Raw genomic sequence first — 26,116 nt, forward strand, 5'->3', positions numbered from 1 at the left:
GGTCGGAACTCAAGACGATAGGCTTTCTCGGCGTGAAGAACCCGCCCGCGGATCTGGCCCAACGCCTGCTCGATGTCAGCGAACACGTGCTGCACACCGACCCGCCGCCCCGACTGGAGGACGTCGCGCAGCTGGTGGGTGCATCGCGTGCAACGCTGTACTACTACTTCTCCGGCCGCGAAGACCTGCTGACCTTCCTGCTCACCGCACACGCCAGACGCGGTGCCGAGGCGGTGCAGGCCGTGACGATGCCCGGCGACCCGCCCGAGCCGCGGCTACGGGCCATGGTCTCCGCGCTGGCCGAGTACCTCGGCCAGCACCCCGGAACATGCGCCGGCCTGCTCGGCGCCCTGGGAGCCAGTGGACGCATGAGCGAGGTCCTCGCGGCCAATGACACTTGGATCGCCGGCCCGCTACGTGATCTGCTCGCCGAGGGCCGCAAAACCGGCGCCTTCGCCGTCGAGGACATCACCGACGCGGCCAACACCGTGCTCGGCGGCCTTCTCCTGGCGGTCCTCGGCCGGTCGATGGCCGGAGCCGATGCCACCGACGCCGCCTTCCGCCACCAGCTCACCGAACAGACGATCCGCGGCATCCTCACCCGCTGATCCGAATCAGGCCCCGGTCCGCTCCGCAAGGCGACTCGCACGCAGCTGATCGCACGCTACTGCGGGATCCCCGTACAACCTGTGGGGCTCGATAACCGGATTTGGCTATGCGACCTGGGCGTATTCGTTGATCAGCCCGCCGAGGACCGTGCGTCGGGTGACCCGTGCCTGCTCGAAGCTGATCGCTTCAGAGCGCGGGTCCGGCGGTCGTTGGTGCAGGGAGCAGTGCGGCCGGTGCCGGTTGTAGTGCCGGACGTACTCGGCCAGGACCGCGCGCAGGTGACGTTCGTTGAAGATCAGCATGCGGTCGGTGCACTCGCGGCGTACCGTGCCCACCCAGCGTTCGGCATAGCAGTTCGCGACCGGCGCCCGGGGAGGAGTCTGCAGGACTCGTACCCCGATCGAGGCGAACACCGCGTCGAAGTCGGCGACGAATTTGCTGTCCCGGTCGCGGAGCAGGAACCTCATCTGGCCGATCCAGTCGTCGGCGTCCAGGAGCAGGTTGCGGGCTTGCTGGGCCATCCACGTCCCGGTCGGGTGCGCCGTGACACCAACGATGTGTACCCGACGGGTGGCTACCTCGATCACGAACAGCACATAGATCCGCTTGAGGAACACCGTGTCGACGGTGAAGAAGTCGCAGGCCAGCATGGTCTTGGCCTGCGCGGTGAGAAACTGCCTCCACGTCGGTCCGGATCGGCGTGGCGCCGGGTCGATTCCGGCCTTCTTCAAGATGAGCCATACGGTGCTGGGAGCTAGTTCGTAGCCCAGGCCGATCAGCTCTCCGTGAATGCGCCTATGCCCCCATGTTGGGTTCTCGGCTGCCAGGCGCAGGATGAGCGCGCGGATCTCGGGTGAGATCGGTGGACGGCCCGGCCGGCGCTGCGGGTAGGTCCACTTTCGTCGGACCATGTCGCGGTGCCAGCGCAACAGCGTGGCCGGGGTCACGACGAACGCCGACCACCGGATCCTGGGCAGCAGCCGGGACAGCACCGCCAGCAGCGCCCGGTCCGTCGGCGAGGGGCGCATCGGGCCGGTCTGGCGGCGCAGAACGGCAAGCTGATGGCGCAGGACGATGATCTCGACGTCCTTACTGGTGTCGGTACGTAGGCGTAGCAGCAAGAACTGGCCGAGCCGAACCAGCGAGAGATAGAGCAGCGAGACGAACACGGGTCGCGATCCTGCCAGACGGACCATCCTGATCGTGCGGCAACATCGCAGGTCACAGCACGAATCTGAGTTTTCGGACCCGACAAGGTCCAGTGCCGCTTGACCAGCCGACGATGCCAGGCCAGCAGGATGCCCGACGTCACGATCCGATGCGCCCGAAGCCAGCGCGGAAGATGTCGAGTGAGAGCGGCCAGGATCGCCCGGTCGGCCCAGTCCGGCCGCGGAGCAGCGACCTGGCGCCGCAGCACCGCCACCTCATGCCGCAGCACAAGGATCTCCACCTCTTTGGAGGCACCGCTGCGGGCCACAAGGACCATCCAGCTCACGACTCGAACGAAGATCAGATGCAGCAGACGAAAGCACATGAGCCGTCACGCTAACCGCAGGTCAACCATCGTGCACGAGTATTGGCACATCACACGGCCGTCAACGTCGCGGAAGAGCGAGAACCTTCTTCGCGCGTGCCGATGGAGCTGAATTGGCGTGCGGATTCAGGCCACGCCGACGACGTCCAGGATCTCCTCCACATGGGCCAGGTAGGGATTCTGGCGCAGTTCCTGGTGCGCGGTATACAGCATCGACATGGCCCGAATCGAAGCGAGCCGGTGGAATTCGAGAAACTCCGTGAGTGATACCCGAGCTTCCCCGGACTGACCCTCGACCTGGACCAACACGTGCTCCCCCACAAGCCGGCAGACGAGCATGATCTGATTTCTTGAGGCAGCGGCCTCGACGAACCCTTCTCTGATCAATGATTTCCTGATCAGCTCAAACATCAGTATAAGGTCGACCACCGGGACGGTGAGGCGCCTGCGCTGAACGCTCAGTTGCGCTATGGCCAGGTCCACTTCCACGTGAAAGTAGTCGAATAGGAACGCGTACTGGTCCACCTCCTGCGGGGACACGTTCCTGCCGCTGCTACGCGGGCTCCATTTGTCGGTCCATGAGTCATCGGAAGCCGACGGGGTGAACTCGAAGGTGATCATGTCGGGGCTCCTTAGCGGCCGGGTGTGGGAAATGCGCTCTTCATTCTCCCCCACTCGTCCACGGGCACCTGCAGGCCGTGTTGGTAGTTTCGGCCGACTTCTTCCTCGAACGTGTTAACCCAGTAACGTCCATCGCGGTCGTCGTTCCTGCTGCGCTCGACCGGGTCACCGTTATCGAGAGTTTCCTGGATCATCCGGAAGTAGTCCTCCCTGGTCACGTTATCGGCGAGGACGTTGTTCTCCAGCAATCGCCGTTCGTCGTCCGAGAGGTCAGGGTTCTGTGACTCCTGATCGTAGGTTCCGCCGGGCCTGTGTCTGTTCCAGTGCTCCTCGAACACCTGCTCCGGAATTCTCGGATCGTGGAGGCCGTCGTCTTCCTCGACGTCTTCGACGTCTTCGACGTCCTCCACGTCTTCGACGAAGTCCAGGACGCCATCCCCGTCGTCGTCCGTGTCCACGATGTCGGGGACGCCATCACCATCGTCGTCGTGGTGAACACGGGTGCCATCGCACGAGAGCAGGACGACGGGGCAGTCGCCATTGGCGAAACCACCGGGGCCGCCGATTCCCGGGGGGAACAGGATACCGGGGCCGAACCCTCCGCCGCCGATAACGTACGGCGGCAATTCTTCCGGGATTTCGGGGAGGGTGCCAGGACAGCCGAGACACCATTCACCTTGGTCTCGTGGGGCCGGGGGAAGGATCTCCTCGATCGGGCCGATGGGTTCGGGGTTGGTGGTGCAGGCGAATGTTCCGGGATCGGTGGTCCAGATGCATTCGGGACGAATGTCGTCGGGAATGTCGATGATGGGCGCTCGGTCATTGCCGCCCCGGTCGATATCCACATTTACGGCCGCACCGCATTCGGACTGCGGCATGATGGAGCAAACGCCGTTAGCGTACGGATCCTTCTTCGGAGGCGGTGGAGGCGGCGGCTTGTCGTCGCCCTTGCTGGATCCCCCGCCGCCCTTTCCGCCGCCCTTTCCGCCGCCCTTGTTGCCGTTCCCACCGCCGTTCCCGCCGCCCTTGTTGCCGTTCCCACCGCCGTTTCCACCACCTGTCCCGCCGCCTGCGGGGGCGCTTCTCGGCGTGGACTCGGCGGAATTATTGCCGGTGCTTCCGTTGCCACCACCGCCAATGGTTGAGGGGTCCTTGACTTCACACGGGTCGCTGGGGACCGGGATCTTCTTGGAGGTGGACTTCTTGGAGGTGGACTTCTGTGTGGCGGCGGCCTTGGCCTCGCTCAGGGTGAGCGGGACCTTCGGAGAGAGCAGGCAACGGTCGCTAGGGCTGGCAGGTTCGCTACTGTTGCCGGGGGGCTCGGGGCGGTGGCCTGACGGGTCGATCTGGTTGAGCGGGTCGCCGTTGGCGTAGGCGTAGCGGTTGGCCGCGCCGGACGGGATCGGGGCGAGGTTCCAGGTGTCGCGGCTGAGGAAGCCGCCCAGGCCGGGCTGGTACCAGCGGGCATGCATGTTGGTGGCGCCGGTGTCAGCGTCGGTCCATTCGCCCTGGTAACCGAGCTGAGACTGGGCGCCGGAGGTAGTGAGGACCGTGCCGAACGGGTCGAACGCGGAGGAGCCGGTCAGCGCGCCCGTGCTGAAGCTCGCGATGATGTCGCCGTGCCGGTCGGCCATCAGAAAGCGGGCGGCGGAGACGCCGGTCTTGGCGGACAAGGCGTCACCGAACGCGCCTCGGCCGTAACTCTCGATCGTGGTTCCGGCGGCGTCGGTGACGGCCGCCAGATCGTTTCGGGTGTCGGCGTACCGGAAGCGGGTGGTGACCCCGAGCCGGGTGCGCGAAGCCAGGCGGTCCAGCGCGTCGTAGGCGTAGGTGACGTCGCCGTCGGAGGTCATTCGGCCGAAGGCGTCGAAAGCGTGGGTCTTGGTGGTGGCACCGGTGGTCGCGGTGGCGATGGTGCCGCGCGGGGCGTAGGTGTAAGAGGTGCTGCCATCGCTGATCAGCCGGTTGCGCTGGTCGTAGGTGAAGGTGTCAACCCCGGCACCGATGCGGTTGCCGGACTTGTCCCAGTCGTAGACGGTGACCGCTCCACCTGGAGCCGTCCACGAGGTGAGGCGTCCGGCCTGGTCATAGGCATATTCGTTGGTGCCGGAGCCAGCGGTGCCAGTGGTGGTCTTGGAGGTGAGACGGCCTTCGTTGTCGTAGCCGTACCCGATGGTGGCAAGCGTCGTGCCGCCGCCGGTCTTCAAGGTGTCGGTGGCCAGGCGGTTCAACGCGTCCCAGGTGTAAGTGCGGACCGGACCGCCGGCGCCGTGCGTGGCCGAAGTGACCCGGTCAGCCTTGTCGTAGCCGTAGGTGATGGTTACGCCGGTGAGCGGATCTTTCTCGGTGGTGAGCCGGTTGTCGCCATCCCAGGTGAAGTTGGCCGTTCCGGCCGCGTCCGTGCGCAGGTTGAGGCGGCCGTTGGCGTCGTAACCGAAGCTGGCCTGCCCTACGCCGCCGGCCGTGGTGGTGAGCAGGCGGCCCCGGTCGTTGAAGGTGAAGGCCAGATTTCCCGCGCCGGTGGCGCGACCGGCGAGGTCATAGGTGTAGGCGCGGCTCACGTCGGCGGACTCGGCGCCGGTGCCGTTCTCGGCGGTGATTCGGCCCAGGTTGTCGAAGGTGCGGTCGAGTTGGACTCCGCCTGGTTCCACCAGCTTGATCGGGTGCCCTGTGGCGTCGTAGGAGGTGGTCCAGGTCCGGTCGGCCAGCGCGGGATGCTGGATGGTGGCCGGTTCGATCAGGGATTCGCGCAGACCGAGTGTGTTGTAGGTGGTGATGGTGAGGTTGCCGCGCCCGTCGGTATAGCGGGTGCGGGCCCCGGCGGCGTCGTAGCCGAAGCTTGTGGTGATCGAGTCGCCCGACTCGATCGGCTCGACCAACTCGATCAACCGGCCAGCCGGGTCGTAGGCCCTGGTGGTGGTATGTCCTTCCGCGTTCGTGCTCGCGGTCACCTTGCCGTTGGCGTCGAAGGCCATCGAGCGGGTCCTCAGGACCTGGCTGGCCGCGTCAAGATCCTGGACCGAGGTCGGCCGGCCAGCCAGGTCGTAGTCGACCGTGGTGGCGTTGCCCAGCGGGTCGGTGATCTTCGTCTGGCGTCCGGCCAGGTCGTAGGCAAGCAGCGTCTTGTCGGTCGACGGTTCGATCAGTTCGGTGAGCTCGCCCGCCGCGTTGACGGTCCTGGTCGTGGTGTCGCCGACGGGACGCTTGGAGGTTAAGAGGTTTCCCGCGTCGTCGTAGGTGAGGTTGGTGGTCAGGACGAGGTTCGACGGCTTGCGCTCGATGATCGTCGAGGTGATCGCGCGGCCGAGGTCGTCGTAGGTGGCCTCGCGGCGAGCGCCGGTGGGGTCGGTGGTCGAGGCGAGTTCACCGTTGAGGGTGTAGGTGTAGTCCCAGTTACCACGGGTAGCGCCGGTGGTGGCGGGCGGGTCGGTGATCCGCACCAGACGGCCGAGCGCGTCGTAGACCTTGTTGGTGACCTGTCCGCGCGGGTCAGTGACCGTGGTCTGGCGGCCCGCCGTGTCATATCCGTAGGAGATGGACGGCGTGAGCGCGGTGCCGCCGGGCGGCGTGTACGGTGTCCCCGTGATCGATGTCAGGCGGCCGACATTGTCGTACACCGCTGTGGACGTCCTGCCCTCCGGCCCTCTGACGTGGGTTTTCCAGCCGCCCGAGTTGTACCCGAACCGGGTGGACGGGCGTTCGGTGACCGGCGCGTTTCCGTCGCGCTCTACGGCCACGGGCGGTGTCTCCACTTCCACGAGCTGACCGGCGGGGTCGTAGCGGAACAGGGTGGTGTGGTCCAGGCGAGTGGCGCCGACTTCGTTACCGCGCGGCGAGGTGACCTCCTCGACCAGGCCACGGTCGTCGTAGGTCCAGGTGGTGACCAGGTCGGTGGCACCGTTCTCGACGGTCGACTTGGTCGCATGGTTTGCGGAGTCGTACTCGAAGGAGATGCTCTCGGTGCGTGTGGTCCCGGTCGCGGTACGGGTTGCGGTGGTGATGTTGGTGTTGGCGTCGTGGGAGAAGGTGGTCTTGCGTGCCAGTCCGGCCGGGTCGAGGGTGGCGGAGACGAGCCGTCCGGCGGCGTCGATCACGTAGTCGGTGCGGGTCTTGCCGCCGCCGATGGTCTGCCGGGTGAGGTGGGTGGCGGCGTCGTAGAGGTTGTCCTCCAGGACGACGTCCCGGCCGGTGGTCGAGCCGTTGAGCCGGGCCTGGGTGGCGATCTTCTGGGAGAGCAGGCCGTCGGTGAAGTAGGTGTAGGTGGTCTTGCGGCCCATGACGTCGGTGTAGGTGGCGAGACGGCCGTCGGGGTCGTAGGCGTAGGAGGCGGTGACCACGTCGGCCGGTGGGGTCGGCGCGTTCGGATTCCCGGTCCATGCCTTCAGCGTGATCGTCGCGATCTCGGCGCGCGGGGTGTAGCCATAGGTGGTGAGGACACCGGCGGGGTCGGTGTAGGAGGCCAGGGTGCCGCGCGTGTTGTGGGTGTAGCGCGCTATGGCGGACTCCGGTCCGGTGATCGTCTCCAGTCGCCCGTGTGTGTCGTAGGTGTAGGACGTGGTGCGATCCGGGTCACCGCCGGTGGTGTCGGCCAGAGTGAAGGTCGCGCGGTTGCCGTCGGCGTCGTAGGTGAGCCGGGCTTCGGCGGTGTGCGAGACGGTCGAGAGTTCGTTGAGGAGGCCGGGGCCGGTCTGCCGGGTGAGGGCACTTCTGCCGTTGTACGCGAATGTGGTGGTGACTCCCGCAGGATGGGCGTCGGAGATGACCGTCCGGGATAGGACCCGGCCGATGGGGTCGTGCGTGAACCGGGTGACCAGTCCGGATGGCTCGGTCAGCTCGGCGAGGTCGCCCGAGGAGTTGTAGGCGTAGGTCGTCTGGTTGAGTTTGGGGTCCTTGGCCACCTCGACCAGTCCGGCGGGCATGGTGCCGCCGCCGGTCGCTGCCTCGGTGCCGTCGGTGAAGGTCTGGCTGAAGGCACGGCCGCTGGGGAAGTCGGCTGTGGCCGGGGCGGTGACCGACGCCAGCTCCCCCTGAGCCGTGTAGCCGACGGTGGTGGCGTAGGTGTTGTCCGTCGCGTTGGCCGAGCGGGCGTCCCGTACCACGGTGAGTCGGTCGTTGCGGGGGTCGAATTCGTTTCCGGCGGTGAGATGGTAGGAACGGTGTTCGGTTTGGCAGTTCCCGGCTGCCCGGCAGTACTTGACGCCGATCACGTTGCCGCGTGCGTCGTTGAACCACTCGGTCGGGTTGCCGTTGCGGTCGATCTTCTTGGTGACGAAACCGCCCGTGTCGTAGGTGTAACTGGTGACCTTGTTGAGCTGGTCGGTTTCGCTGACCAGGCGGTAGTTGCGCCACGCGTCGTGGACGTACTTCAGCGTGCCGCTCGCCGGATCGGTCACTGTGACCGTGGACAGGCCCGTGACCTTGTCGTAGGCGGGGACACCGATCTGCCAGACCCCGCCGTCCGAGTCGGTGTGCGTTTTGAGGCGGTCGGTGGCCGTGTCGTACACGTTGGTGGCCCAGACCCGGCCCGACGGTAACGTGATCTTGCTGAGCTTGTTCGGCTGCGCCTGACCTGCCGCGAAGTGGCGCTGAACCTCTTGTGCGGTGAGCGGGCGGTCGAAGACCGCTACCTCGTCCAACTGGCCCTTGAATGGGAACGTGGCCGTCGATGATGTCGGCGCGGACGGCCAGAAGCTCGCCCACGTGCCCATGACCCCGTTTCCAGCGGAGGCGAACGCGGGCCACGGGTCAAGTTTGCCGACACCGACGCCGGAACCGACAGAGACACCGTCCAGGTAGAGGGTCTCCACGCTGTCGTTCACGATCAGCACCGCGTGATGCCAGGCGCCGTTGTTCACGGTGCCGGAGGAGGTGATCGGGATGATCGGCGACGGACCGCCGGTCTCCGGGCGCTCCAGGAACTGGGCGCGCAACTTCCCGTCGTTGCCGACGTAGATGACCGGCTGCCGGGGAACGTTGCTGGTGGCCGCGCTGGCCGCCGAGACCACGATGCCGTTCTGGGTGGTCTTGAACCACGCCTCGATCGACAGCTGGGTGGACAATCGGGCGATGGTGTTCTGCGGGAGCCGTACCGAACCGGTGGTGGTCGAGATCGCGGTGTCGGTGCTGCCGCCGAGCGCGCCCGCCTGGCCGAGCGTCACACTCGTGTAGGTGGCCGAGGTTCCTCCAGAACCCAGGTCGACCGCTGAGGTCCCCGACGCCTCACCCAGCCGCCAGTACCCGACCGGGTCTGAGTCCAGCACCCGCGTGCGGTACTGCGAACCGCTGTCATAGGTGTACGCCGTGCAGTTCGGCGCGACGACAGGCGCGCAAACCTGGGTCAGGTTGTCGCCGGTGTAGGTGTAGTTCCAGGTCAGCGGCGACCCGGACACCGGATCGGTGGCCACGGAGGTGACATGGTTGCCGGTCCAGGTGAAGGTCAGCTTCCGCCCGCCCACCCCGGTGACCGTCGACAGCTTGCCACTGCTGTAGGTGAGATCCTGCGCGCGGCCACGCGCGTCAGCGACCTTGGTGAGCTTGCCGGTCGAATCGAAGAAGTAGGTGGTGGACGTCTTGTCCATCAGCTTCCAGCCCCCACCGGCGACGGTCGCCAGCGCGGCGTGCATGCCGGGTGGAGCCTCGTAGGCTCCCCCGCCCTTGGACGCGAACCGGAACTGTCGGCCGTCCGGATACGTCATCAGAAGGGTGTTGCCGCCGTTCTCGGAGACCACCTTCATGTCCCAGCGGGAGCTCCACCCGGGGCCGAACATGCCATCGGAACGTGGATCGAGGCTGTTGTAGGAGCGGGTCAGCGACAACGTCGGCCCCACCGTGGCCACAGTCGCGTCGGTGAACGCGGTGGTGTAGTTCCCCACGAGCTGGTGGAATTCCTGGCCTTCGGTCATGCGGTTGGCCAGGTTGGAGGTGACGAGGGGCTCCCGTACGCCTGTCGTGAAGGACCGGACCGGCGACAGCGCCGTCTGGGTGGAAACCCGGTCGATCAGCGTGACCTGCCAGAAGTACTCTTTGTCCCAGGCCAGATTGCCCGCCGGGACCTTCCAGACGCCGTTGGTCAGGACGGACGACTGCCCGCACCAGGTTGCCTGCGCGGGAGGTTTGTCGCAGACCAGGAACTGATAGTCGACCCCGCCCGCGGTACTCGTCGCGAACGCGATCAGTGTCGGCGTGGTGCTCCCGACCAGAGCCTTGTCCGCGGGAGCACCGTCCACCCAGACCGGCGCGACCATCTTCACGCCGCGTGAGGGAGCTAGCGGCGGCGCCCCGAACGCTCCACCCGGAGCCGCTGTCTCCCATTTTGATGGATCAACCCGCACGGCGGGCGGCGCCGGGTCGAAGCGCCCTTCTATCGGCAACGCGGTCTTTGGGCGTTTGGTGTCCGCACGGGGTCCATCGATCTTGACGGCCGACCGGGTGACCGACAGGTCAACCAGATGAGGCAGACCCTCCGCCGAACCGTCTAGTTGCACTGGGGTTGGGACGGTCTTCGGCGCTGCCACCGCCGGGCTGCCGGCGGCGGGGACCAGTTGGACCAGTGCGGGCACGATGGTCAACGCGGTGATCAACGCCAGTCGGCTGTGAAACCGGACAGCGCGCACGCCAAACCGACCCATGAGTCATCCCCCGGGGTTAGAGCGGGTCAACAGATCGCGAGACCCGCCTGACCACCCCGGTCAGTTGATCTCACAGGTGCCATTCAGAAAGTAACCCGGTGGTGATCAATCGACAAGACTTGATTTGTAGTGATTTGTACCAGTTGGCCTGAGTTGGATTTTCGGCCGTTGCTACGGGACCGACCCCATCACCTGGTGTGAGCACTCCGACATACGCCGCAAGCGATCGCCTCAATAGGTGCCGGATCGTTCCCTCCCGTGCTGCTCCTGCCACTGCTCGGGAGGCGGACGGTCCGGCGTGAGGTCAGGATGTGCTGCGGCCAAGGAACAGGCGCCGCAAGCGGAGGGCACGCGAGCAGTGCACGGGGCTGCCGTACAGGGCCGTGACCACCAGCGCCGCCGCCAGCGCGGCCTCAGCGAAGGCGATGATCACGCCCAGTACCGGGTGGATGAAGGCGGCGGCGGCCGGGGTCGCCAAGAGTCCGGTGCCAGCCAGCAGTGTGGGTGCCGATAATTCATCCGTGCAAGTCGCAGGGATGATCGGTGCTCTCATGCTCCGGGGATAGAGAGTCGCGAGGGGATACGGGCCACGGCATTATGCTCTGCCATGTTGGTGCGCCTGGCACACCCTGTCCCGCACGAAAATAGGATTCTGGCCTGAGCTGGGGCGTTCTTGGCGCGTCAGGCGGCGTTGCCATACTGGTTGATCAAGCCTGTCGGTGCCGAATATTCGGCCACCCTATGCGACCTGGGCGTATTCATGGATGAGCCCGCCAAGCCGGTCTCGTCGAATGACCTTGATGTCCGCGTCGACCGGGTCAGATAGCGCTCTCAGGGGGCTGGCCTGGTTCAAGGCGCGGTGTGGCCGACGGGCGTTGAAATGGTCCTCGTACTCAGTGAGAACCTTGCACAGATGCGCGGCGTTGACGATGAGGATCCGGTCGAGGATCTCTCGGCGGACGCTGCCGACCCACCGTTCCATGATCGCGTTCATGCGCGGCGCCTGAGGCGCAGTGAGCACGATCCGGATGCTCTCCGCGCGGAACACCTCATCGAACAGCGCGGTGAACTTGCCGTCCCTGTCGCGAATCACAAACTTGAACGACCCGGCCCGCTTCCCCAGGTCCATCAACAGGTTTCTCGCCTGCTGGGCGACCCAGCCGGCGGTCGGATTCGAGGTGACACCCAGGACATGCACCCGGCGCGTGGCGTGCTCAACGACCGCGAAGCAGTACAGCCGGGCGAGAGTGATCGTCTCGACATGAAAGAAATCACAGGCGAGAATCCCTTCGGCCTGGGCGCGCAGGAACTCTCCCCAGGCTGGCCCCGATCTGCGCGGTGCCGGATCGACACCCGCCTTCTTCAAGATCGCCCACACCGTCGACGGCGCGATCCTGCGGCCCAGACCGGCCAACTCCCCGGCGATCCTCCGATAACCCCACCCAGGGTTCTCCGCCGCCATCCGCAACACCAAGTCGCGGATCGTGGGACGCGTCGGTGGCCGACCAGGTTGGGTGCGTTTGTAGGTCCAGCGTCGCTTCACCAGGTCGGCGTGCCAGCGAAGCACCGTGCCAGGCGTGACGAACAAGCCGATCCGACAGGACCGGGACAGCAACCGTGTCAGCCCTGAGATCACCGCCCGATCGGCCCATGACGGCCGAGGACGTGCGACCTGCCGACGCAACACCGCCAGCTGATGCCGCAGCACCAAGATCTCCGCCACCTTGGAAGCGTCCGAACGCGCCAGCAACGCAAGCCAGCCGAGAAGACGAACGAAGATGAGATAGAGCAGTCGTAGCGCCACAAGTCTCGATCCTGCTCGACTCGAACATCGCCCGCCTGCCGAACAGGACACCCAGGTCACGACCGGTGGCCGAGTTTCCGGCACCTACACCCGCTCAGGGTGCTGACCTCGAAGAAATTGCACGCCGGCAACGCGTCGGCCTGGCCGCGCAGAAAGTCGGCCCACCCGGTGTGCGCACGTTCAGGCGAAGGGGCGATGCCGTGCTCTTTCAGGATTTCCCACACGGTGGAGGCGGCGACCTTGATCCCGAGAGCGGCCAGCTCACCGTGAATGCGCCGATACCCCCACGAGCTGTTCTCTCGGGCCAACCGCAGCACCAGCGCGCGGATGGAACGGACGGTGCGGGGACGTCCTGGCCGTCGGGGTGCGCAGAGGACAGCATGGCGACGTTTCAGCAGGTCCCGGTGCCAGCGCAGGATCGTGTCCGGGGCGCACCAGCAACGTCAACCGCCGGAGCCTGTCCACGGGCAGATGGTGCAGCAGGCCGGACAGCAGCAACCGGTCCTCCGGGGTGAAGACGGGCTTGGCAACCTGCCGCTGCAACACCCTCACCTGATGCCGCAGCGCCAAGATTTCGAGTTCCTTGTCCCGATCACTCCTGGGGAGCAACCGCATGAAGGAGAAGGTGTTCGTCACGGCGAGGTAGGCCAAGCGCACCAACATGGTCGATCATCATGCCGTGGCGGCACGTTCCCCACGACTCCCCCGGTCCCGAGCCATACGAACACGATCACCCCTGCGACCTGCACGGATGAATTCTCGGCACTAGCAATGCCAAGCATGGTCGGGTTCAGTGGAGAGGCGACCAATCAGCGATGGGCCGTTGCGATGAGGCGTCGTAGTGCGGCGTGGGCAGGTGGGCCCCAGGTGGTTTGCCCCCCGGGCGGCCGCTGCGGCCCGCGCAACTGCGCGAACTGGGGTTGACACCCTTACAGGTCCTGGGCCGCGCTCGGGGCTCGAGGAGGTGAAGGCAGTGGTGGCCCGTTCATGGCGCGGGCCATCACCATTGAGCGCCCGGGGATCTCACCGCGCCCGACACGACAAAAGCCCCCGACCGCAACGGTCTGGGCTCTGGCGCCGTCAGCCAGCCCGGTCGAGGACGTTCGCGCGGGCCACGGCGTACCGTTCGCGGATCGCCGGCACGGCGTCCGCCTCGTGCATCTCAACCTGCCCGACCGTCCACGATGGCGGCCGCTGCCCGCCCGACAACACCCAGGCCGCCTGACGGGCGGCGCCGTCGGCGACGTACTCCCCCAGCGGTGGGACGAGCACGGGGCGGCCGAAGACTGTAGGAGCGATCCGGCGCACCGCCTCCGAGCGGGCGCCGCCGCCGACCAGGATGACCCGGTTGACCGTCATGCCCTGCGCGATCATTGCGTCCAGCCCGTCGGCGAGTGCGCACAGCATGCCCTCCACCGCCGCGCGGGCCAGGTGTGCGGGGGTCGAGGTCCGCAGGGTCAGGCCGTGCACGGCTCCGGTGGCGTGCGGGCGGTTCGGTGTGCGCTCGCCCTCCAGGTAGGGCACCAGGACCAGCCCGTCGACGCCCGGCGGTGCGGACAGCGCCAGCGCCGACAGCCCTGCGTGGTCCACTCGCAGCATGGTCGCGGCCGCGTCCAGCACCCGGGCGGCGTTGAGGGTGCACACCAGCGGCAGGAACCGGCCGGTCATATCGGCGTACCCGGCCACGATCCCGCTCGGGTCCGCGGCCGGCACGTCGGAAACGGTGGACACGATGCCGGAGGTGCCAATCGACACGATCACGTCGCCCGACTCGGCACCGACACCCAGCGCCGCCGCGGCGCAGTCTCCGGCACCGGGGCCCAGCGGCGCGTCGGTGCGCAGGTGCCCGGCCTGACCGGTCGGCCCGAGCACCTGCGGCAGCAGCACATCGTCGCGACCGAACGCCAACCGGAGCAGGTCCAGGCAGTACTCACCGGTCGCGGCCGACCAGTATCCGGTCCCGCTGGCCTCGCTGCGGTCGGTGCGCAGCGCATCGAGCCCCGGTGCGCCGGACAGTCGCCAGGTCAGCCAGTCGTGCGGCAGACACACCGCGGCTGTACGGGCGGCGTTGTCCGGCTCCGCCAAGGCCAGCCAGCGCAGCTTGGTGACGGTGAAGCTGGCCACCGGTACCAGGCCGACCGCCTCCGCCCATGCTCGCTGTCCCGCCTCGCCACCGCCGAGATCGGAGATCAGGTCGGCGGCGGCGCCGGCCGAGCGGGTGTCGTTCCACAGCACGGCGTCCCGGATCACCTCGCCGCCGTCGTCCAGGCACACCATGCCCTGCATCTGCCCGGCGATCGAGGCAGCCGCTACGTCGTCCAGGCCGCCGGCCTGTGCGACTGCGTCGGACAGTGCGGCCTCCCACGCGGCCGGCGGCACGGCGGTGCCGACGGGGTGTGGTGCGCGACCTTCGCGCACCAGCTTCCCGGTCTCGGCGTCGCGGATGACGACTTTGCACGACTGGGTCGACGAGTCGACCCCGGCGACGAGGGGCACCGGTTCTCCGGGGGTTGTCGGGTGCGGGTCAGGTGGCGCGGTTGGTCAGCGGGGGCGCGGACCAGGTGGTCGACGGCGAGCCAGTTGAATCCGAAGCCCTCGGCGCCGACCGTGTCTGAGGGCGAAGCTCTAGAACGCTTTGAATCATTTGTCGAATGGCTGAAATATTCGGCTGCGCCAGATGCGTTGTCAAGATCATGACGCAGCCCACGGCGGGTTACCGAAGCTGATCATCAGCGGCGTTAACAACTGCCCTGGCAGCCAGCACGTCTTCGGTCGACGTACGGCCACCACGCCGGCAACGCCGGCTCGACCTTGCGCCTGACCGGCCACATAGTCGGCCGCTATGTCCGCCTGGGTGAGACCTCCGCCCGCGTCACCGCCGAAGCCGATCCCACCAGCGCCGCCGTCCTCGCAGAACTCTGCGTGTGCCGAAAATTCATCCGTGCAGGTCAAGCTGCATGTTGCGATGAGCCTGCGATGTCGCACACGATATCGCAGCGACTCCATACTCTTGCGAATGATCAAATGCGCAATTGCGGGCGGACGATTGCGAAGCTCGCAACCTCTCAGCCCGCCTGGCCACTTCGCGCCACTCCCCTACACCGATATGGCCAACGCCGGAAGTGGATGCGAATCCCGCAGACTGTCCAAGAAAGAGATCATCCGCTGCCTCAAGCGATACATCGCCCGCGAACTCTACAAAGTTCTGACCCACCCGAAAACCCACATGACCCTGACAAAAGATCTTGCTAAGACCGCTTGACGAACATAGGAGCATCCCACAGGTCAGCGCCTACCTGCCGCTGAGCATCATGCGTTGACCATGAGTCTGCGCGGTTTCACGTCTCGTCCGAGTCCCTGAATGGCAGTGTGCGGGTCCGGTCCCAGGCTGACATGACGATGAGAGTCTTGGTTCCCTCGACGATACCGGTCCGTCGGATGGCGTTGACGACCTGCTGAAGGTGCCCGACGTTGCGCACGCGGAACCGGACGAGGGCATCTGGATCGCCCGCGATCGTGTAGTACTGCTGGACCTCGGGCACCTGCCGGGCGATCTCTTCGATCTGTCGGGTATCAGTGCCTCCAATGAGTCGGATCTCGGTGAACGCGTCGAGGTCCCCGATTGCCGCGTCGCTGACGATCGCCACATAGCCCTGGATGACGTCTTCTGCTTCAAGGCGCTCGATTCGCCGAGCCACGGGCGCCCCGGAGAGCCCGACCCGCCGCGCGATCTCACTGACGGGCATCCGTGCGTTCGTTCGCAGAAGCTCAAGGATCTGGCGGTCGATCACATCCATGGGCGTCCTTCTTGGTGAGCTCAAATCCACCGTTAGAGGATCGATAGTATCAAGAATTTGGGAATATCAGCGAAGATATTCATCATAGTTCGCCCGACATGCGCTTAGTTATTGCGTTCTGGTTCTCGTGGCCGCCACAGTGAAATGCACTGATGAGCCAAGGAGTCCCATGACAGCAGAGGTCTGCCCGACCACTCCGTGGTCTGTCCTCGACGCAGCGGGCGTGTTGCGTCAGGATCCTCGCGTCCCAACTGGAGCCGCTGCGTTGGATCTACGCGCTGCATACCGAGACATGGTTCTCGCTCGTCGCGTCGATACAGAGGCGATCGCCCTGCAACGTCAGGGCGAACTCGGGCTCTGGCCGTCGATGCTGGGTCAGGAGGGTGCCCAAGTTGGGGCAGGCTCCGCTCTGCGGCCACAGGATGTCGTGTTCCCGACCTACCGAGAGCACGCGGTGGCGTGGTGCTTCGGTGTCGATCCGGTGCGGTCCGGTCCGGTGACGAAGTTTCGCAGGTCTCGACGGATGTAGCCCGCCTCGTCCACCACCAAGACCGGGATGCGCGACAGCTTGACCAACTCCGCCTGTATTGCGCCCTCTCCCTCCGCTTTCCCCCTGATCGCCGAGCAGGCACTGTTCCTGGCCGGCGTCAGGCCGGTACGGCCGGCGCCGTCACCGGCTCGTCATGCCGGGCGTCGCACGGCTGCCGGTGGATGTACGCGTCGAGCGCCAGCAGCGCGAGGTTCCCCACCGCGGCTGCGCCCACGATCGTGGTGAGCAGCGACGCGAGATCCGACGCCGCGCCGAAGCCGAGGGCCGCGCCGAGCAGGGCCCCGCCGGCCGCTGCGGCCAGGCCCGCACGCCGGGTCCAGGCCGGCCCGCCCCGCCGAGTCCAGGCCGCGTAGGCGCCGAGCCCCACGGCCAGGCCGACCGAGGGCACGGCGAGCGCGGCGCTGCCCACGAAGATCTGCGGCCGGATCGCCCAGACCAGCAGCACGGCCAGCAACCATCCGCCGAGGCCGAGCGGCAGCGGCGTGAGGACCCGCAGCCAGACGCCGGTCCGCCGGCGGAAGCCGCCGTTCCGGCGGGCGTGCCGGGCCATCGCCACGAGCAGGAGCACGGCGAGCAGCGCACCGCCGGTGGCGCCGCCGGCCAGGATCTTGCCGATGGCCGACATGCTCGTCGCGGGCTCGAAGTCGACGGGACGCGGGCCGAACCGCGAGGAGTCCACCGTGCCCTGGTCGAAGAACGTGGTCAGCAGCTGCTGGCCGGCCTCCAGCTGGTGCTCCCAGAAGTCGCCGGTGTGGCCCAGCTCGGGAAGGGTCACCTGCTTGCCCCGGGACAGCGCCGGCAACAGCTCCTTGGTGGCCAGCTCGGCGGGGGTGGAGAAGTCGACGGTGCCGCCGATCAGCAGGGTCTCGACGTCGCTCTTGCGGACCGTACGGTATTCGGCGTTGTCGGGGCTGTCCGGCCACACCTGGTAGAAGCCCGACGGGCCGCCCCAGAGCAGGTCGGTGGCCGCGTTGCCGAGGATCGAGCCGGGGTCGCCGCCGGCGTCGTAGTAGCGCTGGGCGGCCGGCGCGTCGATCATGCCGAACGAGGCGAACTCGCCCCATACGAACGAGCCGGGCACGACCAGGTCGGCGATCGTCGACAGCGCCCAGAAGGAGCCGGCGTCGCCGCGCAGGTAGGCGTCGGTCAGGGCGGGCGCGTTGAGCGGCGCGGAGCCCTTGCCGTTCTGGAACATGCCGTACATGCCCGCGATCCGGACGTTGCCCTCCTTGATCGGCAGCGGTCCCCAGCGGCCCGGGACGTCGGCGGCGGCACTGCGCATCGAGGCCGCGAGATCATCCGTACGGGCGGAGCACTTGGCGTCCGCGCGGCACAGTTCCGCGTACCGGGCGAACTGCTGGTCGGTGATCCGCGGGTCCCAGACGAAGTGGCCGGGCGGATTCACCGAGATCATCGCCGAGCGGAACAGCGACCGCGGGTAGCGCCAGGAGTAGATCATCGCGGTCCGCGTGCCGGCGCTCGAGCTGATCAGGTTGATCCGCGAATAGCCCAGCGCGGTGCGCGCGGCCTCCAGGTCGTCGACCCGCTGCGGGATCGAGTAGCCAGTGAGGTCGATGCCGTCGCCGGTCAGCCGGCTGGCGCACGCCTCGAAGGCCCGGGTGGCGGCGCGCAGCGACTCGGCACCGGCGAGGTCGGCCGACGATTGCAGGGTCTCGGTCACCTCGGGACAGTCGAGCCGCCGCGACCCGTCGACCCCGCGGTATCCGACCAGGACCACATCGTGGTTGCCGGTCAGCCGGCTCGCCTGCGGGAACTTCAGGTTGGTGGCGCCCGGCCCGCCGTTGAGCCGGAAGATCGGTTCCCCCGGACTGGGCCCGGTCGCCCGGATCCTGATCACCGGCAGGGCGATCAGGTCGGTCGCCGGGTCGCGCCGATTCTCCGGCACGACCAGCGTGCCGCAGTCGGCCGGCACGGTCCCGGCCTCCGTGTCGTAGTCGCAGGGCTCCATGGTGAGCGAACCGGGCCGCGCGCCGGCGGGAACCGCCAGGGTGTCCTCCGGCCGCAGGTTCAGGTAGGCGAGGGCGAGAACGAGGATGCCGATGACCGTGAGGGCGATGGCGCGGGCAACAGTTCGCTTTGTCATGCCCGAAACCTAGAAATTCGCGACCGTCCGGACGTCCCTCCGGGAAGGACAGTGCGCGTACCCCAGCTGGGGTACGCCCCCCGAGTCCTACATCAGGCCGCCGCGGTAGGCGACCACGACCGCCTGGGCTCGGTCCCGCGCATCGATCTTGGCGAGGATCCGCTTCACGTGCGTCTTGATGGTCGACTCCGCGATGGTGAGCAGGTCGGCGATCTCCGCGTTGGAGTAGCCCTCGGCGACCAGCTTCAGCACCTCCCGCTCACGCCCGGTGAGCTGGGCCAAGCGTCGCGACTCAGGCGATTCCGTACGGCCGGCGGACGATCGCGTGACGAACTGCCCGACCAGTTCGCGGGTGACCGCCGGGTCGATCAGCGCGTCCCCGGAGGCGAGGGTGTGGATCGCGTCGATCAGCCGCTCCGGCGACGCGCGCTTGAGCAGAAACCCGCTGGCCCCGGCCTGCAGCGCCCCCCACACGTACTCGTCGTGGTGGAAGGTCGTCAGCACCAGCACCCGGGTCGGGAACCCGGCCGCGACAATCCGCCGGGTCGCCTCGATGCCGTCGATCCCCGGCATCCGCACATCCATCACGACCACGTCCGGCCCGAGGGACCGGCACAGCGCGACCGCCTGCAACCCGTCGGCCGCCTCACCCGCGACTTCGATGCCCTCGGCAGTGCCGAGCACGACGGCCACCCCCGCCCGCAGCAACGCGTCGTCATCGGCGAGCAACACGCGTACGGTCATCGAGCCGGCTCCTCGGCAGCAGTCGTGACCGAGGTCAGCGGCAGCCGGGCATGCACCTGAAAGCCCCCACGACCGGCCGGACCGTAGGTCACCGTGCCCTCGAAGAGGGCAACCCGCTCCCGGATGCCGAGCAGCCCCCGGCCGGGCCGATAGCCGACCGCCGGCCCGCGCCCGTCATCCCGGATCACCACCTCCAGCCACTGCCCGTCCCGCCGCAGCGTGACGTCGGCGCCGCTGGCATCGGCATGCTTCAGCGCGTTGGTCAGGCTCTCCTGGACGATCCGGTACGCCGTGAGGTCGAGGCTGCGCGGCAGGTCGAGACCGGCCCCGACCTGGACGGTCACCCGCAGCCCCGCCTGGCTCATCCGCTGCGCGAGGTCGGGCAGCGTGGCGACACCGGACGCGTCCGCCGGCCGATCCCCGTCCGGGTCGTCGCTGCGCAGAACCCCGAGCACCCGATCGAGCTCGGTGAGGGCGTCCCGCCCGGCCCGCTCCAGATCGCTCAGCAGCCCCCGCGCCTTCGCCGGATCCTTGTCCAGCACCCGCCGTCCCGCCCCCGCCTGCATGAGCATGAGATTGACCGTGTGGCCGACGAGATCGTGCAGCTCACGGGCGATGCGGGCCCGCTCACCGGCCACCGCCCGTTCCTGGATGAGCCGCCGGGCGGTCTGCTGCTCCTCGCGCCGCCGCGCCATCGCATAGCCCACCGACCACATAGCCAGCCACACCAGCAAAACCCCCGCCGGCTGGGTAGGCGCCGTGACGTCGCGGGCGGCAAAGTAGACGCCGATGCACCCGAGCAGAATCCCCAGCCCCCACCACGCCTGCCGGCGACCGGCATACAGCGCCACCGAGAAGACCCCAAGCAGATTCGCGTACGGCGCCAGCCAGCTAGGCGACGCGACAAGCACCTCAAAACAAAGCGCCGCCGCGCTCAACACAAAGGCACCGAACGGAACCCGCCGCCGCAACGCCACCGCCACCGCGAGCCCCACGCCCGCCACCACCCCGGCCGCGGCATCCCACCCCGACGCTGGCGCCGCGTCGAGCATGAACCGCTCAACCAGCAGCGCCACCAGAACGCCGGCCCCCAGCACGCCATCGACGGCGAGCGCCGAAGTACGCCCGCTCACCAGCCGCGCTTCCAACCAGGAAAGCCCATGATGGACGCACGCTACCAGCCAAACCCCAGCAGTCCGCAGGAGTGATCCGGTCGTACCGGGCCGCCGCCGCGGCGATCTCGGCATCGCTCTTCGCGGCGAGTTCCTCGGGTTCTTCCTCTCGCCGGGGTGTACCGCGCGTTACGGCCTGACGGGCTCTTCGCCTTCCCGATCGGCGCGCCGCCGCCCATCGCATCGGGCCGGTACTGGGCGCTGCTCGGATTCGACCTGGCCATGCAGGTACGAAACGCCGTGTGGCATCCCCCGTTCGTCATGTACTACGGCACCTGCCGGCTGCACGCGGTCCGCAACGACCTGACAGCGGCCGGATTCACCGTGACGACGGTCCCCTTGACGGCCCTGGGCCGACGCGAGGACGGCAGTCCCCCGGTGCCGGCTTGTCCGCGCACGCAGAACCTAGGTGTACAGGTACTGGCGAACTCCAGCCACCACATGGACCGCGCGGCGGGATGGAGCTACCGTTGCTGGGCGCGAAACAGGTCCAGCGATGGCTCCCCCATTGTTTGAGCGCTGCTGCGGCTTGGGGGGATGATCCCTTCGGGCCGCACGTTACCGGCCGCCGTCGAACAGTCGCCGCGGCAGTATCCATGGGAGACGATCAACCGGCCCCTCGCCGGAGTGCAATCCTCGGCCGGTGCCGGAGTGTGCACACCATGGCATGTCCCACACTGAATGGGCTGTCCTTCAAGCATGATGCTCTCTCCGACGTTTCGTACAGGCCCGAGGGACCTGGTGGCGTGGGATGAATCATCCTAATAGCACCGTACGTGGTCTTCTCCGGAGGGGCAGGAGAACCATCCGCTCGCCGATGTCCATGAGGAAGTTTCTGGCCTGCTGCACGACCCACACCCCGCTCGGGTGAGCGGTCACGCCGGCCAGACCATGTTGTGGTCCTGTCACGCTTTGCCCGCTTTGAGCTGGCGTGCGGCCTGGCGGGTGTGGTGCTGGCGGAGCTCTTGTGCGGCTTGGTCGGGGATTTCCAGCTTGCGGCGTGACTTCCTGGTTTTGGTGTCGGCGTTGAGCCGCACCGAACGCCAGACGTAGACGGCGAACTCTCGTGATCGAACCCTGCTTCGGTGACCGATCGCCAGACCTGGTCCTTCTCGACCCCACATCTGGCGCGCCACGGCCATGACGTCGGCGGGTCGAAGAGGTCCTGGAACAGGACGGCGCAACTGACGAAGTAGTCGGAAACGGCGTCCTGGTCGTCCCAGTCCAGAGCACGGAACGGCCCGAACACCTCGTCCCGCAGCGTGTCGTCCATGAACGCGAGTGTGGATCAGCGCCCGGCCGCGGAACCACCGAATATTCGTGGCAAGACCGTGTCAAGGCGGGCTGGTGATGCTGTCGGGAAACGCGGCGTCGGCCCTCCGGCGTGACGGTCCGGTCTTCGCTTTCTCTCTCCGTCATCCCAACCCCTGGAGCGTCATGAGACACCACCGGCGGCGGCTGCTGACAGGCGCCACGATCGCCGCCTGTCTGACCACACTGATCACCCCGGCGAACAACGCGCTGGCCGCCCCCACGACGGCCCACGCCGTCCAAGCCTCTCCCGAGCCGGCCACAGCCCCAGGTCAGGACCTCGACCGATCGTCCGTCCAGCCGGCCCAGCGCGACCGCGTGTTGGGAATGAACTGGCAGAAATCAACCGATATCGCCGTCACCACATCCGGCGACGCGACCGGGTTCCACGTGCTCACGGCGACGGCCGCCACGGGCTACCAGTGGCGCACCGTCGCCACGCTCAGCGAGCCCGGCATGGACACCGACCAGTGGATCGGCAACGCCTGCCTCACCGGATCCGGCACCAAGATCGTGGCCGTCTATGCGCCGCGCTACTTCACCAACCGCTCCTGGCTGTTCAGCCGGGGCGCCTTCGCCGCGATCATCGACGCCACGACCGGCGCCGTCACCAAGCTCAAGGATCAGGTGACGCTCGCCTACTTCAACCCGGGCTGCGGGGCCGGCGACACGGTCGCGCTCACGCAGGGCGTAAGCGAGCAACGCAACACCACACGTCTGCTCATGGTGGACACCGCCACCAGGCGCGTGGCCCGGACCGTCGTGGCTTCCGGCCAGCTCACCTCGGCCATTCCGGTCGGGGACACGCTGGTCGCGGCCGACGGGGCCCGACTGGTGGAGGTGCGGAACGGCGGAGAGCTCAAGCAGCTCGCGGCCACCGGCTCACTGCCCTACGACCTGCACGCGACCGCCGACGGCGGCGTGGCCTTCGCCGCCCGCGACGGCGCGTCCGTCAAGATCCAGCAGTACCTGGGCGGGCGGACCCGGGAGCTGGCGTCGGGGCAGCTCGGGCAGTTGACGGTGCGGCCCGGAAGCAACGGACGCGTCTTCCTCGTGGGCAAGGCCGACCGGCGCAGCGCGCTGCCCCAAGCGGTGTCACTGCTGGACGCGCCGGCGGCGGCCGGGGTCTCCTCCGAGGGCGGGCTGGCGATCACGGCCGCGGCGCGGCGCGGGCTGCGCGCCGGACCCGGTGCGCCGCCCATCGGCGAGCCGGGCACCGGCACGCAGGGCGACGACAGGCGCGGGGGCAGCATCGAGGTGCCGAACGCCGAGCCTGTCGATATCACCGCACGAGTCGTGGGGACCAAGGCGGACGTCGCCTTCGAAGTGCGGCCCGGTGAACGGCTCGCCCCCGACGCCGGCTCAGGACTGGTGGCCAACCCCCGGCTGGCGCTGACCCTCAAGCCAGCGGGCGCCGCCGTGACCACGGCCGTCACCGGGACCATCGACCAGGGCTACACCTGCGCCGTCCCGCGCAACGACCCGGCGATCCAGGTGTACCAGCCGCACTGGCGGCAGGTGGAGTGGGCGGTTGATCAGCTCGTCTTCAAGAACCGGCTGAACGTGTGGCGGACGAACGGCTGGAAAGGCTCGGGGCTGCCCGGGTGGAACCCGCAGACCGAGTTCCCCGCCCCGGACCTGCAGGGCGGCGGCCGCATCCCGGTGTCGATCATGTTCGGCATCCTGGCGCAGGAGTCCAACCTCTGGCAGGCCCAGCGGAGCGTGCAGGAGGGCGAGACCGGCAACCCGCTCGTCGGCAACTACTACGGCGTGAACATCTACGACAACAACCCGTCCAACGACTGGGACGTGGACTTCTCCAAGGCCGACTGCGGGTACGGCATCTCGCAGCAGACCGACAACATGCGCAAGACCGGCTCGTCGTGGAGCGCCGACAAGCAGAAGCGGGTGGCGATCGACTACGTCACCAACATCGCCGCGGGGATGTCCACCCTGGCGAGCAAGTGGAACCAGATCTGGACCGACACCAACGGCCTGGCGAAGATCAACAACGGTGACCCGTCGAAGATCGAGAACTGGTATCTCGCCGTCTGGGCCTACAACTCCGGCTGGCACGTCAAGGCCGACGCATGGGGACGGGACGCCAACAACACGCCGAACAACGGCGCGTGGGGTGTGGGCTGGCTGAACAATCCCGCCAACCCCGCGTACCGGCCGGACCGCCACCCCTTCCTGAACTTCAACAGCTACGCGGACGCGGGGCACCCGCAGGACTGGCCGTACCAGGAGAAGGTTCTGGGCTGGGCGGCGTGGCCGATCGCCAAGACCTACCTGGACTCCGCCGGGAACCCTGTCACCGAGGGCGGGTACAACTACGCGTGGTGGACCACCGACGACAGGCGCACCTCGATCGTGCCGATCGCCCCCTCCACTCCGTCGTTCGTCGACGTCAACGCCTTCTGCGTGCCGACCTCGGCGGGACCTGACAACAACGAGTGCCAGCCGGAGGCGGGCAACTTCCGCGGCACGTGCCAGCGGGCGGACTCCAAGTGCTGGTGGCACCTGCCCAAGTCGTGGAAGTCCTGCCCGTCCGAGTGCGGCAACGAGGCGTCCCTGCGTTACGACTCGACCTGGGCGAGCACTGAGCGCGTCGAACCCACCGACCAGTGGACGCCCTGCATGACACCCGGGCTGCCGTCCGCCGTCGGGGATACGAAGGAGGTTCTGATCGTCGACGACGTGACCGTTCCCGCGATCCGCGGCGGGTGCGACAACTCCCAGTGGACCAACCACGGGACGTTGTCGTTCGAGTTCAACCAGGACTCCGCGGGCAGGGTGCCGGCCAGGGCCGACTTCCAGCAGCTCGGCAACGGGTTCGGCGGTCACGAGTGGTTCGGGTACACCCGGGCCTGGGCCAACAACGGCAACGTGATGCAGGTGACCGGCACCTGGACGCTCGACCGGGCCATCAACGACTGGGCCCGGGTCCTGGTGCACATCCCGAAGCGGCGGGCGGAGACCCAGCAGGCTCCGTACACCGTCGAACTGGGGAACAACCAGGTGGAGAAGCGCTGGCTGAACCAGAGCCGGGAGCAGAACGAGTGGTACAACCTGGGCGTCTTCCAGTTCGCCGGAACGCCCAAGGTGTCGCTCACCAACCTGAACCTGGAGGGTGACGGCTCGGCTGCCATCTCCTGGGACGCGATCGCCTTCCAGGTGCTCAAGAAGAAGCCCAAGCACTTCGTCGTGGCCATGGGCGACTCCATCACCTCGGGTGAGGGCGTCGGGAACTACTACCGGGAGACCGACTTCGAGTACCAGACCCCGCGGTGGAACGCCTGCCGGCGCAGCAAGGACGCCTGGATCAGGCAGTCGGTCCTGCCGAATGAGACCCAGACCATCGGCCAGCTCGCCGACTCCTTCGACCCGAAGCTGGACTTCGCGTTCGTCGCCTGCTCCGGCGCCACGATGATGGACATGACCCTGCCCCAGCCGTCATGGCTGCCGCGGCCGATCGGAGACTGGTCGGACTACCGCGGCGATGCCGAGGGCAGGTTCCGGGAGGCGGCGCAGTTGGAGAGCGGCTTCCTGAACCAGAACACGACCCTGGTGGCCCTGACCATCGGCGCCAACGACACCGACTGGGACGACGTCATCTTGACCTGCTACGTCAACACCTGTGGCGGCGGCACCTACGAGAGCGAGCTGAGCGACCGGATGCTCGAGACGCTCAACACCGGGACGCCGAACGTCGCCAACCTCCTCCAGCAGATCGAGGCCAAGACGATCCCGCAGAACCGCACGAATAAGGCGAAGATCGTGCTGATGGGCTATCCGGACGTGTCCGGGATGAACTCGTCGTGCTCGACGTTCGACCCGCAGGCGCAGGCCACCCTCGTCTGGGCCAGCGCGTACTTCGCCGCCGAGGCGGCGGACACGGTGCGGATCCTGAGGGACGCGGGACACGAGGTGTCCTTCGCCGACTCCATCCCGGCCTTCCGCGGCCATGGTGTGTGCGACACCGTCAAGTGGGTGAACCCCGTCATGTTTACCAGGACGGGCCCCGGCGACTTCGGCGACATCAACCACGTCTTCGACGGCTGTCTCGGTGACGACGGGCACTGCGCGAGCCGCAGTTCCATGCACCCCACCAAGACAGGGGCGACCGCCTACGCCACCGTGCTCAACACCCACCTCCGCAGTCCGGGGGTGAACTACACGGGCTGGTAGACCAGGGCGGCGGGGCGCCACCGGGGCGCCCCGCGGTCAGTTCGCGGACGC

The 26,116-nt window shown here is 67.6% G+C and carries 16 protein-coding genes and 1 pseudogene; 5 read left to right on the plus strand and 12 right to left on the minus strand.

All coding sequences use genetic code 11. The features are described 5' to 3' along the window. Positions 1-608 (plus strand): TetR/AcrR family transcriptional regulator (locus tag ABGB08_RS33130; protein ID WP_347598377.1); only part of this gene is annotated, 608 nt, incomplete at its 5' end. 105 nt (positions 609-713) lie between these two features. On the opposite strand, the gene ABGB08_RS33135 is transcribed toward ABGB08_RS33130, so the two are convergent. The 7 genes from ABGB08_RS33135 to ABGB08_RS33165 all read right to left on the minus strand — a co-directional run bounded on the left by ABGB08_RS33135 (position 714) and on the right by ABGB08_RS33165 (position 14,692). Beyond that, positions 714-1,778: an integrase core domain-containing protein gene (locus ABGB08_RS33135; protein WP_347598380.1), complete on the minus strand. Its 1,065-nt coding sequence runs from the start codon at positions 1,776-1,778 to the stop codon at positions 714-716. A 491-nt stretch (positions 1,779-2,269) separates the two neighbouring features. Further along, positions 2,270-2,764, minus strand: coding sequence for a hypothetical protein (locus ABGB08_RS33140; protein ID WP_347598383.1), 495 nt, complete (start codon positions 2,762-2,764; stop codon positions 2,270-2,272). An 11-nt stretch (positions 2,765-2,775) separates the two neighbouring features. After that, the gene (locus tag ABGB08_RS33145; RefSeq protein WP_347598386.1) at positions 2,776-10,392 is read right to left on the minus strand and encodes an RHS repeat-associated core domain-containing protein; all 7,617 of its coding nucleotides are present in this window, start codon (positions 10,390-10,392) and stop codon (positions 2,776-2,778) included. Positions 10,393-10,696: 304 nt separating this feature from the next. Next, positions 10,697-10,870 carry a hypothetical protein gene (locus ABGB08_RS33150; protein WP_347598389.1) on the minus strand — a complete coding sequence of 58 codons (174 nt, stop codon included), beginning with the start codon at positions 10,868-10,870 and terminating at the stop codon, positions 10,697-10,699. 261 nt (positions 10,871-11,131) lie between these two features. Next, positions 11,132-12,115, minus strand: a complete 984-nt coding sequence (locus tag ABGB08_RS33155; protein WP_347598392.1) for an integrase core domain-containing protein — start codon at positions 12,113-12,115, stop codon at positions 11,132-11,134. 137 nt (positions 12,116-12,252) lie between these two features. Next, a complete protein-coding gene (locus ABGB08_RS33160; protein WP_347598587.1) occupies positions 12,253-12,615 on the minus strand; it encodes an IS3 family transposase in 363 nt (120 codons plus the stop codon). Positions 12,616-13,276: 661 nt separating this feature from the next. Continuing rightward, a complete protein-coding gene (locus tag ABGB08_RS33165) occupies positions 13,277-14,692 on the minus strand; it encodes an FGGY-family carbohydrate kinase (protein ID WP_347598395.1) in 1,416 nt (471 codons plus the stop codon). Between the two features lie 445 nt (positions 14,693-15,137). Between ABGB08_RS33165 and ABGB08_RS33170 the strand changes: the two genes are divergently transcribed. Beyond that, complete coding sequence (locus ABGB08_RS33170) at positions 15,138-15,458, plus strand: hypothetical protein (RefSeq protein WP_347598398.1); 321 nt, start codon at positions 15,138-15,140, stop codon at positions 15,456-15,458. 76 nt (positions 15,459-15,534) lie between these two features. Here ABGB08_RS33170 and ABGB08_RS33175 read toward each other — a convergent pair whose 3' ends face one another. Beyond that, entirely contained in the window at positions 15,535-15,993 is a 459-nt protein-coding gene (locus ABGB08_RS33175) for an Lrp/AsnC family transcriptional regulator (protein WP_347598401.1), read from the minus strand. A gap of 262 nt (positions 15,994-16,255) precedes the next feature. Between ABGB08_RS33175 and ABGB08_RS33180 the strand changes: the two are divergent. Next, a pseudogene (locus ABGB08_RS33180) lies at positions 16,256-16,474 on the plus strand (thiamine pyrophosphate-dependent enzyme); the annotation flags it as partial. Between the two features lie 166 nt (positions 16,475-16,640). On the opposite strand, the gene ABGB08_RS33185 reads toward ABGB08_RS33180, so the two are convergent. The 3 genes from ABGB08_RS33185 to ABGB08_RS33195 form a co-directional block, all read right to left on the minus strand. Continuing rightward, positions 16,641-18,647 (minus strand): alpha/beta hydrolase, encoded by a 2,007-nt coding sequence (locus ABGB08_RS33185; protein ID WP_347598403.1) that lies wholly within the window; start codon positions 18,645-18,647, stop codon positions 16,641-16,643. 87 nt (positions 18,648-18,734) lie between these two features. Continuing rightward, on the minus strand, positions 18,735-19,391 hold the full coding sequence (locus ABGB08_RS33190) for a response regulator transcription factor (protein WP_347598406.1): 657 nt from the start codon (positions 19,389-19,391) through the stop codon (positions 18,735-18,737). Further along, positions 19,388-20,524, minus strand: coding sequence for a sensor histidine kinase (locus tag ABGB08_RS33195; RefSeq protein ID WP_155351824.1), 1,137 nt, complete (start codon positions 20,522-20,524; stop codon positions 19,388-19,390). Before ABGB08_RS33195 ends, ABGB08_RS33190 begins: the two co-directional genes overlap by 4 nt. Positions 20,525-20,680: 156 nt before the next feature. Here ABGB08_RS33195 and ABGB08_RS33200 point away from each other — a divergent pair, with 156 nt between their 5' ends. After that, positions 20,681-21,079 (plus strand): hypothetical protein, encoded by a 399-nt coding sequence (locus ABGB08_RS33200; protein WP_347598410.1) that lies wholly within the window; start codon positions 20,681-20,683, stop codon positions 21,077-21,079. A gap of 389 nt (positions 21,080-21,468) precedes the next feature. Here ABGB08_RS33200 and ABGB08_RS33205 read toward each other — a convergent pair whose 3' ends face one another. After that, positions 21,469-21,705, minus strand: coding sequence for a hypothetical protein (locus ABGB08_RS33205; protein WP_347598413.1), 237 nt, complete (start codon positions 21,703-21,705; stop codon positions 21,469-21,471). A 295-nt stretch (positions 21,706-22,000) separates the two neighbouring features. On the opposite strand from ABGB08_RS33205, the gene ABGB08_RS33210 reads away from it, so the two are divergent. Continuing rightward, positions 22,001-26,065 (plus strand): hypothetical protein, encoded by a 4,065-nt coding sequence (locus tag ABGB08_RS33210; protein WP_347598416.1) that lies wholly within the window; start codon positions 22,001-22,003, stop codon positions 26,063-26,065. The last annotated feature ends 51 nt before the right edge of the window (positions 26,066-26,116 follow it).

The organism is Acrocarpospora sp. B8E8 (genome assembly GCF_039871605.1).
GTDB classification, from domain to species: domain Bacteria; phylum Actinomycetota; class Actinomycetes; order Streptosporangiales; family Streptosporangiaceae; genus Acrocarpospora; species Acrocarpospora macrocephala.

Coding starts and splice junctions, on each gene's coding strand:
- ABGB08_RS33140 (WP_347598383.1), bottom strand. CDS start 2,764: ATGATCACCTTCGAGTTCACCCCGTCGGCTTCCGATGACTCATGGACC.
- ABGB08_RS33145 (WP_347598386.1), bottom strand. CDS start 10,392: ATGGGTCGGTTTGGCGTGCGCGCTGTCCGGTTTCACAGCCGACTGGCG.
- ABGB08_RS33175 (WP_347598401.1), bottom strand. CDS start 15,993: ATGGATGTGATCGACCGCCAGATCCTTGAGCTTCTGCGAACGAACGCA.
- ABGB08_RS33185 (WP_347598403.1), bottom strand. CDS start 18,647: ATGACAAAGCGAACTGTTGCCCGCGCCATCGCCCTCACGGTCATCGGC.
- ABGB08_RS33190 (WP_347598406.1), bottom strand. CDS start 19,391: ATGACCGTACGCGTGTTGCTCGCCGATGACGACGCGTTGCTGCGGGCG.
- ABGB08_RS33205 (WP_347598413.1), bottom strand. CDS start 21,705: ATGGCCGTGGCGCGCCAGATGTGGGGTCGAGAAGGACCAGGTCTGGCG.
- ABGB08_RS33210 (WP_347598416.1), top strand. CDS start 22,001: ATGAGACACCACCGGCGGCGGCTGCTGACAGGCGCCACGATCGCCGCC.